The organism is Streptomyces mutabilis, from assembly GCF_014649815.1.
GTDB lineage: Bacteria > Actinomycetota > Actinomycetes > Streptomycetales > Streptomycetaceae > Streptomyces > Streptomyces mutabilis.
Map to the genome: position 1 here is coordinate 234081 of NZ_BMTT01000002.1, position 15155 is coordinate 249235.

Below are 15155 nucleotides of genomic sequence, written 5' to 3' on the forward strand. Positions count from 1 at the left end.
ACCGCCGGGGTCCCGGGTATCGGCCCGCTCACAGCTCCCCCATCCGCCGGATCACCGGGGCGACGCGCTGGACGCCGTGGCGGTAGGCGCCGCGGGCGGCCCGACGGACGACCTGGCGGACCGGGCCGGGCGCCTTGTCGGCGGCGGGGGCGCCCGGCAGCGGGGTGCCGTCGGGGGCGAGGTGGTGGCGGGCGAGGATGCCGGGGAGGTACCGGGGGGCGGTGACGGTGGTGTAGTACGGGGCGATCGGAGGCAGGCCGCCGGGCCGGCCGCGCAGGGCGGCGATGCGGTCCCTGGCCTGGTCGAAGGCGGTCTCGTAGGCACCGCCCTCGGCCGCCACGCCCTGCCGGGCGACCCACTCGGCGTCGGGCACCGGGCGGTGGCCCTCGTCGAGCTGGTCCCAGGAGGCGAGGCAGCCGGAGCCGACGAAGTGGTGGTTGCCGAGCGCCTCGCGCACGCCGAGGTCGGTCAGTACGGCCGTCGGGATACGTCGGTGCAGGGACTCCAGCGCCGCCGTGGAGCTGATGGTGACCAGCAGGTCGGTGCGGTCGAGGACCTCGCCCATGTGCCCGTACACCAAACGGAAGTTGGGCGGCGGGTCGGCCCGCTGCACCAGCTTCTGGTACGGCAGCTCCTCGATGTGCGTGGTGTGCTCGCCGGGCTTGGAGCGCAGCTTGAGCACGACTTCCCGCTCGGGGTGGCGGCGGGCATGCCGGATCAGCCGTTCGAGGAGGTACACGCGGTCCCCGCGGTTGTCCGGCACCGAGGGCTGGGCGGCGAAGACGACCGTGTACGGGCGGTCGTCCCCGTCGGGCTCACCGGTGTAGGCGGCTCCGCCCAGGAAGGGCAGGGCGACCTCGGTCACCGCCGAGGCGTCGGCGCCGACACCCTCGTACACCTTCCGGAACCGCTCCGCGTCCTGGCGGGAGTTGGCGAGGACGACGTCGGCGCCGTGGCGCAGCAGCAGGCCGTCGGCGAGCTTCTCGTAGACGACGCCGACGTAGCCGGTGACGACCACGGGCCGGTCGGCGCGGTCCTGCCAGACGCGTCCCAGGCCGTGCAGCATCGCCTGGACGCCGCCGCCGACCAGGGCGAGGACGAGGACGTCGTAGCTCTCCTCGCCCGTCGCGTCGCCCATCGCGCGCAGGAACTCGACGGCGGTCACCTCGCGGAGCGTGTCCGCGGTGACGCCGACTTCCCTGAGCTGGCGGGGGGTGGGGGTGGCTCGGCCGCGCAGGAGGTAGCCGTCGAGGTGGACGTCCGTGCTCCCGGGGGATTCGGGGGCGATGCGGCTCGCGGTGAGCGCGCCCCATTTCCACCGGGTGTCGGAGTCCGCCAGGACGGCGACTCGCAGGGCCTTCGTTGCACTTGCTGGCACGTCGTAGACGCTAGGAAGCCATTCCTAGGAACCGCCCAACCGGAATCCAACAAATGGTGAACAGCACATCGCCGAATGGAGAATCGGCTCGTCCGGCGTTCGGAAAAATGTTCGCTTCACTGCTTCGCCACGCCGCGTTCACCTCATATCAAGGTGTGGGTAAAGCCGAATGACGGGCCGCCGCATAACCTCGCCGACGTGCCCAAGCTCTCCGTCATCGTGCCGTTCTACAACGTGCGGCAATACGCACCAGACACCCTGCGGAGTCTGCTCGCCAACGCGCGGGACGACTTCGAGTTCATTCTCGTCGACGACTGTTCCACCGACGGGACCGTGGACCTTCTCGCCCGCGCCGAGCGCGAGCTGCCGGGGGCGGTGCTGGTCATACACGAGAAGAACGGCGGGCTGGCCACCGCCCGCAACACCGGCATCGACCGGGCGCGCGGCGAGTACGTCACCTTCCTGGACGGCGACGACTGGCTGGCGCCGGGCCACTGCGCCCGGCTGGTGTCCGCGATCGAGCGGCTGGGCGTCGACTTCGTGCGCACCGACCACGTGCAGTGCACGGGCCGGGCCCGCACCCTGCACCGGGTGCCGCACGGCCGCCGCAACGTGGCGCTGCGGCCCCGCGACGCGATCCTGCCCGCGCATCGGACGACCTCCGTCGACTACGCCTACGCGTGGGCGGGCGTCTACCACCGCCGGCTGGCCGAGAACGGCCTGCTGCGGTTCACCGACGGGCTGCGCACGGCCGAGGACCGGCCGTGGATCTGGAAGCTGCACCGGGAGGCGGAGTCGTTCGCCGTGACCGGGCTGCTCGGCGTCTTCTACCGGCGCGGGGTGGCGTCCTCGCTCACCCAGATCGGTGACGTCCGCCAGCTCGACTTCATCCGCGCCTTCGACGAGGTGCTCGCGGGGGCGGCCGGGGACCCGGACGCCGCGCGGCTGGTGCCGAAGGCGGTGCGCACGTACTGCGCGATCATCTCCCACCATCTCGGTTCCGTCGAAAGGTTCGAGCCTGCCGTGGCCCGGAAACTGAAGGCGATGAGCGCGGCGGCGCTCGGACGGATGCCGCAGGACGCCCTCGACGAGGTGCTCGGCTCGATGGACGCCGAACGCGCCACGCGGCTGCGCCGGCTGCGGCGCCGTGCGGCGGCGGCCCGGCGGGAAGCGGAGGCGGCGGCGTGACCACGCAGATCTTCCTGGCCTCGACGCTGTACGGCACGGCCACGCTCGCCGCGGCCCTGGACTCCGGCTGCTTCGACGCGGCCGACCGGCGGATCCTGCTGGTCTCCAACAACGCGGCGACGCCCGAGACGACACCGTCCCTGGACGCGATGCCCGGGTTCGAGCAGCTGCGGGGCCGGTTCGACGACGTGCTGTCGTGGAACGAGACCATCTTCCCCTTCCATCCCGGCGACTGGTCGCCCCGGTCGGGGGACGTGCCCCTGTGGGAGCGGCACCTGCGGCGGGCCTGGGGACTCGGTGACGACGACGTGGCACTGGCCGTGGAGTCGATCCAGGTGCACCCGGCGCTCGGCGTGGCGCAGATCTTCACCGACGCGCCCCTGACCGTCTACGCGGACGGCCTGATGAGCTACGGGCCCACCCGCACGAAGCTGGCCCCGCTGGTCGGCACGCGCGTGGAGCGGCTGCTCCACCTCGACCTGGTGCCGGGGCTCACGCCGCTGCTGCTGTCGGAGTTCGACGTGGAGCGGGAGATCGTGCCGGCCGCGGCGTTCACGAAGGTGCTGGCCGGGCTGGCGGGCACCGGCGCGGGGCTGCCCGACGTCGAGGGGCCGGCGGTCCTGCTCGGCCAGTACCTGTCGGCGCTGGGTATCCTCTCCGCCGAGGAGGAGGAGCGGCTGCACGTGCGGATGCTGACGGGCGTCGCCGGCCTCGGGCACACCCGCGTCGTGTTCAAGCCGCACCCCACGGCCCCGGCCCGCTTCACCCGCACCCTGGAGGAGGAGGCCGGCCGGCTCGGCGTCGACCTCACGGTGGTGGACACGCCCGTCCTCGCGGAGGTGCTGTTCCAGCGGACGCGTCCGGCGCTGGTGGTCGGCTGCTTCTCCACCGCGCTGCTCACCGCGTCCGCGCTGTACGGGCTGCCGGTCGCCCGGGTCGGCACCGACACGCTGCTGGACCGGCTGGTGCCGTACGAGAACAGCAACCGCGTGCCCGCGACGATCGTGGACGCGCTGCTGCCGGACCTGTCCGACGCCGCCGCCGTTGCGGAGGGCCGGCCGGCCATGGACGCCGACGCCCTCGCCGCGCTGGTGCGGGCCGTCGGGTTCGCTATGCAGCCGAAGGTGCTGCCCGAGCTGCGGCCGGCGGCCGAGGAGTACCTGCGCGAGCACCTGGACGCGCGCACCCGGCGGTACTTCAAGAAGCGGCGGCTGACGTCGCTGGGGCTGCCCGGCGGGATCCCCGCACGCCTCGGCTTCCTGCCGCACAACTCGACGGCGCGCCGAGTGGTCCGGCGGGCCCGGGCGATCCGCCGCTCGATCGGGAGGTGAGGCCGGCGGGTGGCCTCCCGGGCGCGACCGGCGGGTGGGCCGCCCCCGGGCGGTCGTACCGGTCACCCGCCCGCGGGCGAGTGTTCACCCACCGTCCGCCGCGAAGCCACCCGCGGCCCGTCGCGCTGGGGCACATTCGGCCTCCGGTCGCAGAACGGTGGAGCGCATGACGAAGCCCCTGGCGGGATTGTTCAAGGCACGGCAGAAGGAGGCCGCCAGGCCGGCGCTGTACGCCCGGGGCCTGCGCCTGTGCGGCGAGCACCTGGCGGCGCGGGGTGCCGGGTCCACTCCCCCGCGGGCCCGGCTGACCGAGGCCATCGGCACGTTCACGGCCTCCCTCGACGACCCGTCGGCCGACCCCTTCGACGCCCTGCTCCAGGTCGGCGAGCGCGCGCTGGAGGCCGGCGGGGACGACGGGCCGGGCCTCGCGCTCGGGGTCGCCGAGACGGCGAGCGGGATCCGGCAGCGGTCCAAGGGCGCCTGGCGGCTGCGCGGCCTGGCCCTGGACGCGCTGGGCCGCGACGACGAGGCGCTGGGCTGCTACGAGCGCTACGCCGCCCTGCTGCCGGACGGCCGGCCGGCCCCGGAGGTGGCCCGCAGGACGGACACCCTGCGGCGCCGGCGGGAGTGCCTGGACGCGGCCGTCGCCCTGTTCCCGGAGGCCGGCGGCCCGCTGCGCGAGCTGCTCACCGGGCCCGGCACGACCACCGCGGCCGTCGCCCCGCGGTTCGCCGCGTTCGTACGGGCGCGGGTCGCTGAGCGCGGGCCGGGCGACCCCGCCGTACGGCGCCTGCTGGCGCTCCACGGCGCCTTCCGGCGGCTCGTCGAGCGGTCCGGGATGCCCGACCCGCTGCTGGGCGGCACCACGCCGGTCGGCGTCGGCGGGCTGCGGAGCCTGGTCGCGGGGCGGACGGTGTGCGTGGTCGCCAACACGGGCGACGTGGCCGCGAGCACCCTCGGCGCCGAGATCGACGCCTACGACCTGGTGGTGCGCTGCGACGCGTTCCGCGTGCGCCCCGAGGGCACCGGCGAGCGCACCGGCCTGCACGCCGTGACGCTGCGCGGGGACACCCCGTGGGACGGCCCGGCCTGGACGCAGCGGGCCGGCATCCGACTGGTGTTCGGCGATCCGGCCGCCGGCTGGCGCCGCGCCACCCGGCAGCGGCTGGTGCCCGGAGCGCAGGAGCACGTCGGCGACGCCTCCCTGCGCCGGCCCCTGCACGACCCGGCGCTGCTGGGCGAGGACGCCTGGGGGACGGCACCGACCACCGCGTTCACCGTCCTGAGGCTGCTGGACTTCCTGGACGCGAGCCCCCGCCTGGACCTCGTCGGCTTCACCCTGCCCGGCCGGCTGCGGCCGAGGGAGGCCGAGTGGGTCATGGACCGCGCCACGCACGTCGACGACCGCAAGATGAGGATCGCCCTGCGATGACCCACTCCTCCGCCCCCTCCGCGGACGACCGGAGCACCGTCACCGGCAGACGCCGGATCGCCTTCGCCGTCCACACCGACGAGGACGGCCTTTCGGGCCTCCTCGTGTTGATACGCAGCCTGGTGCTGACCAACCCGGCGGTGTGCGAGGACTTCGTGGTCCTCCACCCTGGTCTGGCCGACGCCTCGTTCGACGCGCTGCGGCGGCTGCACCCGCGCGTCGTCACGCGCCGGGCGGAGGACCGCCGGGACGTCTTCCGGCTGGAGGGCTACGACACCGTCGTAGCCCTCGACCCGGGCATGGTCGTCCTCGGCGACCTCGGCGAACTGCTGCGGATGCGCCACGGGGTGGGCGCCGTCGAGCAGCTGCTGTGCGCCGGGGAGCCCGGCCAGCGGCGCGCCGTGCTGCCGGACGGCCTGTTCGTCGTCCAGCGCGCCGACGTGGGCGACGCCCTGGCCGGCCGGCTCGCGGTCGCCGCCGACGAGGATCTCGGCCCAGCGCTCGACGGCGTCCTGGTCCCTCTCGACCCGCGGTTCGACTTCCTCGCCCGCCGCCTCCACGACGACCTGCCGGTACCGGCGGAGGTCGCCGTGGTGCGCTTCACCGGCCCGCTGGACGCGCCCGGGTACGGGCCGGCGACCGAGGCGCGGCGCCGCTTCGAGATGGGCGACGAGGAGTTCCGCGCCGCCTACTGTGCGCTGCCCGGCCGCAAGCACCCCGACCTGCTGGCCCACCTGGCCCCGCCCCTGCTGGCGGCCCGCCCCTCCCTGGACCTGGCCCGCACGGTCGCGGACGTGCACCGGCAGCAGGGCCGCTACGACGAGGCCGTGGAGGTCCTCGCCCCGGTCGTCGGGGACCGCCTGGACGCGCCGCGCTGCCACGAGACCCTCGGCGTCTGCCTGATGGCCCTGTCCCGCTACGACGAGGCCGAGGCGCACCTGCTGCTCGCGGCGGCCTCCCCGGACGTCGCCCCGCGCGCCTTCGCGCAGCTCGCCCGGCTGGCGTGGCTGTGCGGACGGGAGGACGAGGCGCACGCCTACGCCCGCGACGGGCTGGAGGCCGACCCCACCGACGCCGGCTGCCACAGCTGGTACGTGCGCACCCGACCTGACGTGCCGGAGCCGCGGCAGCCGGGCGACGCCGCCGACCGGCAGCTGGCGCACGTGGCGCTGTTCGCGGAGGGGCAGGAGAACGCCGGGGACAAGGTGCTGCCCGAGGCGGTGCGCATGTGCTTCGACAGCGACACCGGCCCGCGCCGCTGGTACCGGCAGCCGGTGCACCGGCTGGTCGACGAGGCCGCCCTGGAGCAGCTGAACGCGCGGCGCGGGGTGATCGTGGGCGGCGGCGGGCTGTTCCTGCCGGACACCTCCCCCAACGGCAACAGCCACTGGCAGTGGAACGTCCCGGACGACCTCCTGGCCCGCCTCACCGCGCCGCTGGCGGTGTTCGCCGTCGGGTACAACGTCTTCGACGGGCAGCTCTACCGCCGGGGCCGGTTCGCCGAGAGCCTGCGGGTCCTCGTCGAGCGGTCGGCGTTCTTCGGGCTGCGCAACCACGGCTCGATCGACCGGGTCCGCGAGCTGCTGCCCGCCGGGCTGCGGGACCGGGTGCGCTACCAGCCCTGCCCGACCACGGTGGCCCGGCTCCTCGACCCGGACCGGTTCGCCTCGGTGGAGCGGTCCGACACGGTCCTGGTCAACTGCGCCTACGACCGCGCGGGCCTGCGCTTCGGGCACGACTACGGCCACTTCCTCGCCCAGATGGCGGACGCGCTGCGCAGCCTGCGCGACCGGGCCGACGTACGGTACGCGGCCCACATGCCGGCCGACGAGAGGTTCGTGCACGACCTGCGGCGGGAGCACGGGCTGGCCCTGCCCGTCGAGCAGCTCTACGACCTGTCGAACGACGGCATCCGCGACCTCTACGGCCGCGCGCGCCTGGTGATCGGGATGCGCGGGCACGCCGGAATGATCCCCTTCGGCTGCGGGACCCCCATCCTGAGCCTCGTCTCCCATCCCAAGCTCGCCTACTTCCTCTCCGACATCGACCGCCGGGAGTGGGGACTGTCCGTGCACGACCGGGAGCTCGGCCCCCGGCTCGCGGGGCGGGCGGCGGCGGTCCTCGACGATCACGCGGCGGCGGTGGCGGACGTGCACGGCGCGCAGGAATTCCTGTGGAAGACCACCCGGTCGAACATCGAGGAACTGCGGAACACCTTCCGCGCGGTGTGAGACACCAAGAATTCACTTCCGCTGCGAATGGAGTTCGCCTCCGCGCGTCCCGTGCGACACCGCCGGCTCCGTGCGCGTAGTTAGCCTGTTCCAATCCCCGACCTACGAGCGTGAGAGGCCCGCGTGCCGAAACTGTCCGTCGTCGTCCCCATGCACAATGTGGAAGCCTTCGCCGAGAGCACTCTGAGAAGTCTCGCCAACAACGCGGACCCGGACTTCGAGTTCCTCCTCGTCGACGACTGCTCCACGGATGCCACGTCATGGGCGATCGACCGCTGGGCGGAGTCACGCGCCGACACCAGGGTGATCCGGCACGAGAGGAACATGGGCATCGCCCAGGCGCGCAACAGCGGGATCGACGCGGCCCGGGGCGACTTCGTCACGTTCCTCGACGGCGACGACTGGTACGGGCCGGGGTACCTCACCGAACTGGTGGCTCACGTGGAGGAACTGGGCTGCGACTTCGCGCGCACCGACCACGTGCAGGCCACCGGGACCGAGCGGGTGATCCGGCGGCCCCCGGCCCCGGCGCGCAACACCGTGATGGACCCGCGCGACGGCATAGCGCCGCCCCACATGGAGACGATGGTCGACTACCCCTTCGTCTGGGCGGGGATCTACCGCCGGCACCTCTTCGACGACGGCGCGATGCGCTTCGCGACCGAACTGCGCACGGCCGAGGACCGGCTGTGGATCTGGCGCCTGCACCTCAAGGCCACCTCGTACGCCTCCGTCGGTCTGCACGGCGTCTTCTACCGACGGGGCGTGGCCACCTCCCTCACCCAGATCAAGGACGCCCGCCAGCTCGACTTCATCCCGGCCTACGACATGCTCCTGAAGGACCTGCTGGCGGACCACGAGGCCGAGCGCTTCCTCCCGAAGGCCGTACGCACGTACTGCGCGATGATCGCCTTCCACCTCGGCAAGGTGGACGAGTACGAGACCTCGGCGGCCCAGCGGCTGCGGCGGGAGGCGCGGGACGCGCTGCACCGCATGCCCCAGCACGTGCTGGACGAGACCCTGCGCACCATCGACAAGACTCGGAGCAGGTTGCTCAGCCGCCTGCGTGACGGGCGGAAGGCTGCCTGATCCATGCCCCACAAGACCCAGATCTTCCAGGTCTCCACCCTGTACGGGGCGGCCACCCTCGCCGCGGCGCTCGACGCGGGCCTGTTCGGGCCGCGCGACGGGGCCCGGCGCATCCTGCTGGTCTCCAACAACGCGGCGATACCCGAGACCGCGCTGCGCCTCGACGAGATGCACGGGTACGAGCGAATATCCGGCCGGTTCGACTCCGTGGTCAGCTGGAACGAGGCGATCCGCCCGCACCACCCCAGCGCTTGGGGCCCGCGCGGCAACGACACGGCGCTGTGGCAGAAGGCGTTCCGGCTCGCCTGGGGCATCGGCGAACGCGACCTGATCGAGCTCGCCGTCGAGTCGATCCAGGTCAACCCGGCCCGCGCGCTGGCGGCGATCTTCTCCGAGGCGGCGCTGCACGTGTACGCCGACGGCCTGATGAGCTACGGCCCGACCCGCGAGAAGCTGCCGCTGACCCTCGCGCGCCGCATCCGGCGGCTGCTCCATCTCGACCTGATACCGGGTCTGAAGCCGCTGCTGCTGTCCGAGTTCGACGTCGAGCCCGAGGTCGTACCGGACGACGCGTTCCGCGCGGTGCTCGACGAGATATCCCGGGAGGCGGCGGACGACCCCCGGCTGGTGCCCGTGGTCCGGGAGAAGCCGACCGCCGTGCTGCTCGGCCAGTACCTGGCGGCGATCAACATCCTGAGCGCGGAGGAGGAGGAGGACCTCCACGTCCGCATGCTCATCGGGGCGGCGCGCGCCGGGCACCGCTCCGTGGTCTTCAAGCCCCACCCGACCGCCCCCGCCGGTTACACGGCGGCGCTGAGCAAGGCGGCGGCGGACGCGGGCGTGCGGCTCACCGTCCTGGACGCGCCCCTGCTGGCCGAGACGCTGTACGACCACTGCGCGCCCGAACTCGTCGTCGGCTGCTTCTCGACGGCGATGGTGACCGCCTCCGCCTACTACGACGTGCCCATCGCCCGGGTGGGGACCGCGCTGGTGATGGGACGGCTCAAGCCCTACCCGAACAGCAACCGCGTGCCGCTGGCCGTCGTCGACCACCTGGTGCCCGACCTGGAGCGCGGGCAGAGCCCGGCCCTCGTGGAGGCGGCACCCGCGACCCTGTCGCCGCTGGTGCGGGCGATCGGCTTCTGCATGCAGCCCAAGACGTACGCGGAGCTGCGCGAGCCGACGGAGACCTGGCTGCGGGCCAATTTGGCTACCAGCCCCGGCTACTACTTCCCCGAGCTGCGCCTGACCGAGCTCGGCCTGCCCGGCAGCCGCCCGCAACTGCGCGCGAAGCTCCAGGTGCGGCGGGCCCGTCGCGTGGTGCGCAGGGCGGTGCGGCGCGGCGCCGGGAAGAAGTGACCCGGTAGGACGGTGCCGGCCCCCCGCCACTAGGTGGGGGGCCGGCCTTCGCGTGCCGTCGGCTCAGCCCAGCCAGCGGCCCAGTCGCAGCCGCGGCCACAGCAGGGCGGCGGCGAACGACAGTACGACCGTGGCCAGCGTGAGCCCGGCGAGCCCGGCCACCGCGGCCGGCCAGCCGGCGTCAGCCGACACCAGGCGCGGGGCGACGGCCTCCAGGAACATCAGGTGCACCAGGTAGGCGCCGAAGGAGGCCCCGGCGAGCCTCCCCAGCAGCGGGCGGAACCGCTCGGGCACCCCGATCCGGTTGAGGGCCATCAGCAGCGTCCCCGCCAGCAGCGCCACCACGAGGGAGGCGTACGGGCTCGGGAAGTGCACCCGGTGCTCGTACACCGCCACCGCCCCCCACGCGCACAGTCCGCCGGCCAGCCACACCAGGCGCCGCGCGCGGCCCGCGACCGCGGAGGCCGGCAGCGACAGCAGGACGGCACCGGCGACCGCGTACACGATCTGGTAGACGCCGAACTGCCAGGCGAAGGGCGGGAGGCGGACGTCGAGGAGGCGCGCGAGGTCACCGAGGAGGGTGGGGGCGAGCGCCAGGGCGAGCAGGGCGGCGCCCGCGCCCCATGGCCGTTTGCCGGCCCGGACCAGGACGGCCACCGACAGCAGCAGGATCACCGGGACGTACGCGTACAGGTACCAGAGGTGGAAGGCCGGCCGCACCGAGCCGAACAGCGCGTCCCACGCGAGGTCGCGGGTGGGGCCGGCGTTCGCGTCCCGGATCCAGTCCCACGCCAGGTAGGCGACGGTCCACACGGCCATCGGCACGACGATGCGGGCCAGCCGCTTGCGGATCTGCCCGCCGTCCCGGGGCGGCGCCCCGCTCAGCACCACCCAGCCGGCGATCGCGAAGAACAGCGGCACGGCGCACCGGCTCAGCGCGTCCCCGGCGAGCGCGGTCCAGTAGACGGGCCCGCCCTCGGGGGGCGTGCGGTCCACGGCCTTCATCATCTCGCCCGCGGCGTGGCAGACGATGACCCCGACCGAGGCCAGGACCCGGACGAGGTCGATGTCGTACCGGTGCTCGCCCCGGGCGCGCGGGGCCGGTGTCTCCGCGGTGGCGGGGACGGGTTCGCGCGGGGACTCGGCGGCGGTCAAGGGCTCGGCGGCGATGGGTGGTCACTCCCGGACAGTACGCGCGGGCCCGCCGGTTCTCCGGCCGGGCCAGCAGATCGAAGGCCCGCGCCGCGCGCACCCGCAGCCGCGGCGCCCGCGCGGCGCACATCGGTGCAGGCTATGCAGGCGCCGTGCGCGGCCGGAAGCCGTCCCGCGTGAACAATGGCCACACGCGCATGACCTTCCGGTGAACTCCGGGTTCCTCCATCGTCCCGTCACACGGCGTTCGACAGAAGTTCCCCCGGCCGCCCGTTCGACAGCTCCGCTTCAGGTCGCGACCTCCCTAGTCTGGCCCCATCCACCCCACTGGCGTTCCGCGTACTCACACGTTCACCTCCGTGACGGATTGAGGTCGTTGCCCCATGAACAGCCGCTCCCTGCTCCGCAGTCCGGTCTCCCGGCGTCTGCTGCGTCCCGTGGCCGACCTCATCGACCAGCGCATCGACCGGCGCGTCGAGCGAGAGGTCCGCTCGGCGGTGCGGGAGGCCTCGGCGCACCGGCTCAGCAACGAGCTGCTGCTCGGCTCCCCCGGCCGCGGCCTCTCCCGGGTGGTGGCCGACGGCCCGCTGAAGCGCCTGCACGCCGAGGTCGCCGCCCTGGCCGACGACCGTGACGCGGCGGTCCGCAACGTCGCCACCGCCTACCGGCTGCTCGTGGCACTGGAGTCGCTGGGCGTGGGCCGGGTCGCGGGCGGCACCATGAACATCTGCGGCAAGCTCGGCACGATCCCGCTCCTCGACCCGCCGAACGACGAGATCCTGGAGATAGGGACGCTGTACGGCATGTTCTCCACCGGCCTGCTCCGGATGATGGAGCGCGACGGCCGCAGCCCGAGCCTGACCATCGTCGACCCCTTCGCCGGCGTCCAGCTCCAGCCGGGCACCGACCCGCGCCCCGACCCGACGGGCTCCCCGGTCGACGAGCACGCCGTGCGCACCAACCTCGCCCTCGCCGGTCCGGCGGGCACGGCCGCCCGGATCCGGCGCGGCTACTCCGAGGACCCCGAGACCCGGGCCGCGGTCTCCGACCGCGCGTACGGCGTGATCGTCGTCGACGGCGACCACTCGGCCAAGGGGGTCCGCCAGGACCTGCAGTGGGCCGAGGAGATCGCCGCGCCGGGCGCGGTGGTCGTCCTGGACGACTTCGGCGACCCCAACTGGCCGGGCGTCAAGGAGGCCCTCGACGAGCACCTGAAGGACGGCACGCGCTTCACCTACCTGGGCAAGGCAGCCCACTCCGCCTTCCTGCGGGCGTCCTGAACACCCACGTACGACCGGGCCGGCACGGCCGAAGGAGCAGCAGCAGTGACCGAGGCGGTCGTGAGCGCGCCGGTGACGCGCCCCGTCGCAGACAGCGCTCCCGCACCGGCGCGGGCGACGCGGGCGAAGGGCGCGCCCGGCCGGCTGCGCGCCCTGGACGGACTACGGCTGGTGGCCGCGCTGATGGTGGCGGCGTACCACTACGGCGGGCGCGGCGGGGCGGTCGCCGAGGCCTGGGGCAGTTCGCCGGCCCGCCAGTTCCCGACGCTGCACGGCTCTTTCGCCTACGGCTGCCTCGGGGTGCAGATCTTCTTCGTGATCAGTGGGTTCGTCATCTGCATGAGCGGCTGGGGCCGCTCCGTGGCCTCGTACTGCGCCTCCCGAGCCGCCCGGCTGCTGCCCGCCTACTGGGTGGCGGTCGTCCTGGTGACGGCGGTGTTCGCGCTGCCGGTGGTCGCCTACGACGCGGTCTCGCCGAGCGACGCTCTGGTCAACCTGACCATGCTCCAGCAGCCGCTGGGCGCGGACCGGGTGCTGGGGGTGTGCTGGACCCTGTGGGTCGAGGTCCGCTTCTACGCGCTGTTCGGCCTGTGCGTGGTCCTGCCCGGCGCGAACCGCGGGCGGGTCGTGGTGTTCTGCGCCGGCTGGCTGCTGGCCTCGGCGCTCGCCGAGGCCGCGAACGAGCCGCTGCTCGACCTGGTGGTGATGCCGGAGTACGCCCCGTTCTTCATCGGCGGCATCGGCCTGTACCTCGTCCACCGCGACCGGCGGGACGCCCACGCGTGGGGCATCGTGGCCGGCGGTTTCCTGTTCGGGCAGCACTACGCGGTACGTGGGCTGTGGAACGCAGCCGACCCGGACGCGTTCGCCCATCGGACGTCCTTCGGCATCGTCCTCGTCGTCGCCCTCGGCTTCGTGGCGGTCGGGGCGATCGCGCTGGGACTGCTGGACCGGGTGACCTGGCGCGGGCTGACGGTGGCCGGGGCGTTGACGTACCCGTTCTACCTGGTGCACGAGCACCTCGGGTGGGTGTTGATTTACTTGCTGCACCGCGGTCTGGGGGTGCCGTCGGCGGTGACCTTCGTTCTGACGGCCGCCGCGATGCTGGCGCTGGCGTGGTTGCTGCACCGGTACGTCGAGAGACCGCTGGCGCCGAGGATACGGAGGGTGCTCGTCCGGAAGCGTTGAGCGATTCGTGCGATTTTCCTTCCACCGGATCGCGCGTGCCCGCTCCATTTCGCGCATCGAGAAGGCATCCTCCCTGCATGGCCACTGCGCAAGAGACGCACAAGTACCCCGGCGACCTGAACGACGTACCCGGCTGGTTCTGGCCGCTCGACCAGGTTCTGTTCTCCTGGTTCCTGGAGCGTCAGGAGCGGCAGGGCACCCGGGGCGACCTGCTCGAACTGGGCGCCTACATGGGCAAGAGCGCGATCCTGCTGGGGCACCATCTGCGGGACGGCGAGACCCTCACGGTCTGCGACCTGTTCGGGACCGAGCCGCCGGACGCGGCCAACCGGGCGGAGGCGGCGAAGTCGTACTCCACGCTCACCCGGCAGGCCTTCGAGCGGAACTACCTCTCCTTCCACGAGGCCCTCCCGGCGATCGTCCAGGACGTCAGCTCCACGATCACCGACGAGGTCGCACCCGGCACCTGCCGCTTCGCCCACATCGACGCCTCGCACCTGTACGAGCACGTGCACGGGGACATCGGCGCGGCCCGGGACCTGCTGCTGCCCGACGGCATCGTGGTCCTCGACGACTTCCGCAGCGAGCACACCCCGGGCGTCGCCGTCGCCGCGTGGGAGGCGGTGCTCAACCGGGGGCTGCGGCCCGTCTGCCTGAGCAGCCAGAAGCTGTACGGCACCTGGGGCGACCCGGAGCCGGTCCAGGAGGAACTGCTGGCTGCCCTGCGCGAGCGCGACGACGTCGCCGTGACCGTGGAGGAGGCCGCGGGACACCGGCTGGTGCGGGCCCGCGCCAAGGGCAAGCGGATGCGGCCGCCGTCGCTGCCGTCCTCACGGCACCCGGCGCCCGCGCCCGCACCGGCGACCCCGACGCCGCGAGCGCAGGCCCGGCCCGCGCAGGCGCGCCCGCCCCGGCCGCGGACCCCTCGCGAGCGTGCCCGCCGGCTCGCCCTGGACGTACTGCCGCCGGTCGTCACCCGCGCGGTGCGCCGGTACCGGGCCACGCAGCGGGCGAAGGCGGGCGCTACGGCCCAGAACACGGGCGGTACGGGTCGGTCGAGGCCGTAGGTTCCCCCGATCCCCGCGATCACCAGGGCCGGCCCTTCCTCGAAGTGCCGGTCGTAGTCCGTGGAGATCTCCGCGCCCGCCTGAGCCGTCAAGGGATAGTCGGCCATCAGGCGGGCGCGTTCGTACAGGTCGTAGCCTTCCCGGCGTTCGCCGGGCAGCGGCTGCACGCCCCGTCAGGCCGGTGAAGCGTGAGCCGCTGAACCCCGTGGCGCCGTCGCGGTAGCCGAGCAGTGCCGCGCGCAGGCCCCGGTTGACCTCGAGCAGCCGTTCCGCCAGGTGTCGGCCGGGTCGAGGGGAGTCCCGGCGGCCATCCGCCGGGACATCTCCGTGGCCATCTCGTCGAGCAGCCTGCTTGTCCTCGAAGTGCCACTACAGGGCGGGCGACCTGACGTCCAGCTCCCTGGCGACGGTGCGCAGGGTCAGGCCGTCACGTTCGAGGTAACGACCCAGCTCAGCGGGC

At 73.7% G+C, this 15155-nt stretch carries 11 protein-coding genes and 1 pseudogene; 9 read left to right on the forward strand and 3 right to left on the reverse strand.

What is annotated here, in order from left to right; genetic code table 11:
* Positions 1 to 28 precede the first annotated feature (28 nt).
* Positions 29 to 1378 (reverse strand): DUF6716 putative glycosyltransferase, encoded by a 1350-nt coding sequence (locus IE142_RS05220; RefSeq protein WP_191884617.1) that lies wholly within the window; start codon positions 1376 to 1378, stop codon positions 29 to 31.
* A gap of 198 nt (positions 1379 to 1576) precedes the next feature.
* On the opposite strand from IE142_RS05220, the gene IE142_RS05225 reads away from it, so the two are divergent.
* The 6 genes from IE142_RS05225 (at position 1577) to IE142_RS05250 (ending at position 10008) form a co-directional block, all read left to right on the forward strand.
* Positions 1577 to 2566 (forward strand): glycosyltransferase family 2 protein, encoded by a 990-nt coding sequence (locus tag IE142_RS05225; RefSeq protein WP_191884618.1) that lies wholly within the window; start codon positions 1577 to 1579, stop codon positions 2564 to 2566.
* Positions 2563 to 3897 carry a polysialyltransferase family glycosyltransferase gene (locus tag IE142_RS05230; RefSeq protein ID WP_191884619.1) on the forward strand — a complete coding sequence of 445 codons (1335 nt, stop codon included), beginning with the start codon at positions 2563 to 2565 and terminating at the stop codon, positions 3895 to 3897. The genes IE142_RS05225 and IE142_RS05230 overlap by 4 nt, the downstream gene beginning before the upstream one ends.
* A gap of 166 nt (positions 3898 to 4063) precedes the next feature.
* A complete protein-coding gene (locus tag IE142_RS05235; RefSeq protein WP_191884620.1) occupies positions 4064 to 5329 on the forward strand; it encodes a glycosyltransferase family 29 protein in 1266 nt (421 codons plus the stop codon).
* A complete protein-coding gene (locus IE142_RS05240) occupies positions 5326 to 7560 on the forward strand; it encodes a polysaccharide pyruvyl transferase family protein (protein WP_191884621.1) in 2235 nt (744 codons plus the stop codon). The genes IE142_RS05235 and IE142_RS05240 overlap by 4 nt, the downstream gene beginning before the upstream one ends.
* Before the next feature lie 123 nt (positions 7561 to 7683).
* The gene (locus IE142_RS05245) at positions 7684 to 8649 is read left to right on the forward strand and encodes a glycosyltransferase family 2 protein (protein ID WP_191884622.1); all 966 of its coding nucleotides are present in this window, start codon (positions 7684 to 7686) and stop codon (positions 8647 to 8649) included.
* Between the two features lie 3 nt (positions 8650 to 8652).
* Positions 8653 to 10008: a polysialyltransferase family glycosyltransferase gene (locus IE142_RS05250; RefSeq protein WP_191884623.1), complete on the forward strand. Its 1356-nt coding sequence runs from the start codon at positions 8653 to 8655 to the stop codon at positions 10006 to 10008.
* Positions 10009 to 10071: 63 nt separating this feature from the next.
* Here the strand turns inward: IE142_RS05250 and IE142_RS05255 are convergent, their stop codons facing one another.
* The gene (locus tag IE142_RS05255) at positions 10072 to 11163 is read right to left on the reverse strand and encodes an acyltransferase (RefSeq protein WP_191884624.1); all 1092 of its coding nucleotides are present in this window, start codon (positions 11161 to 11163) and stop codon (positions 10072 to 10074) included.
* A gap of 380 nt (positions 11164 to 11543) precedes the next feature.
* Between IE142_RS05255 and IE142_RS05260 the strand changes: the two genes are divergently transcribed.
* From IE142_RS05260 to IE142_RS05270, 3 genes are all read left to right on the forward strand, one after another.
* Positions 11544 to 12440 (forward strand): class I SAM-dependent methyltransferase, encoded by an 897-nt coding sequence (locus tag IE142_RS05260; protein WP_191884625.1) that lies wholly within the window; start codon positions 11544 to 11546, stop codon positions 12438 to 12440.
* A gap of 45 nt (positions 12441 to 12485) precedes the next feature.
* The gene (locus IE142_RS05265) at positions 12486 to 13628 is read left to right on the forward strand and encodes an acyltransferase family protein (protein ID WP_191884626.1); all 1143 of its coding nucleotides are present in this window, start codon (positions 12486 to 12488) and stop codon (positions 13626 to 13628) included.
* Positions 13629 to 13705: 77 nt separating this feature from the next.
* Positions 13706 to 14695: a class I SAM-dependent methyltransferase gene (locus IE142_RS05270; protein ID WP_191884627.1), complete on the forward strand. Its 990-nt coding sequence runs from the start codon at positions 13706 to 13708 to the stop codon at positions 14693 to 14695.
* Here the strand turns inward: IE142_RS05270 and IE142_RS05275 are convergent.
* A pseudogene (locus tag IE142_RS05275) lies at positions 14683 to 15124 on the reverse strand (TetR/AcrR family transcriptional regulator C-terminal domain-containing protein); the annotation flags it as partial. The gene IE142_RS05270 and the pseudogene IE142_RS05275 sit on opposite strands and share 13 nt — an antisense overlap.
* Positions 15125 to 15155 lie beyond the last annotated feature (31 nt).

Coding starts and splice junctions, on each gene's coding strand:
- IE142_RS05235 (WP_191884620.1), top strand. CDS start 4,064: ATGACGAAGCCCCTGGCGGGATTGTTCAAGGCACGGCAGAAGGAGGCC.
- IE142_RS05240 (WP_191884621.1), top strand. CDS start 5,326: ATGACCCACTCCTCCGCCCCCTCCGCGGACGACCGGAGCACCGTCACC.
- IE142_RS05250 (WP_191884623.1), top strand. CDS start 8,653: ATGCCCCACAAGACCCAGATCTTCCAGGTCTCCACCCTGTACGGGGCG.
- IE142_RS05260 (WP_191884625.1), top strand. CDS start 11,544: ATGAACAGCCGCTCCCTGCTCCGCAGTCCGGTCTCCCGGCGTCTGCTG.
- IE142_RS05270 (WP_191884627.1), top strand. CDS start 13,706: ATGGCCACTGCGCAAGAGACGCACAAGTACCCCGGCGACCTGAACGAC.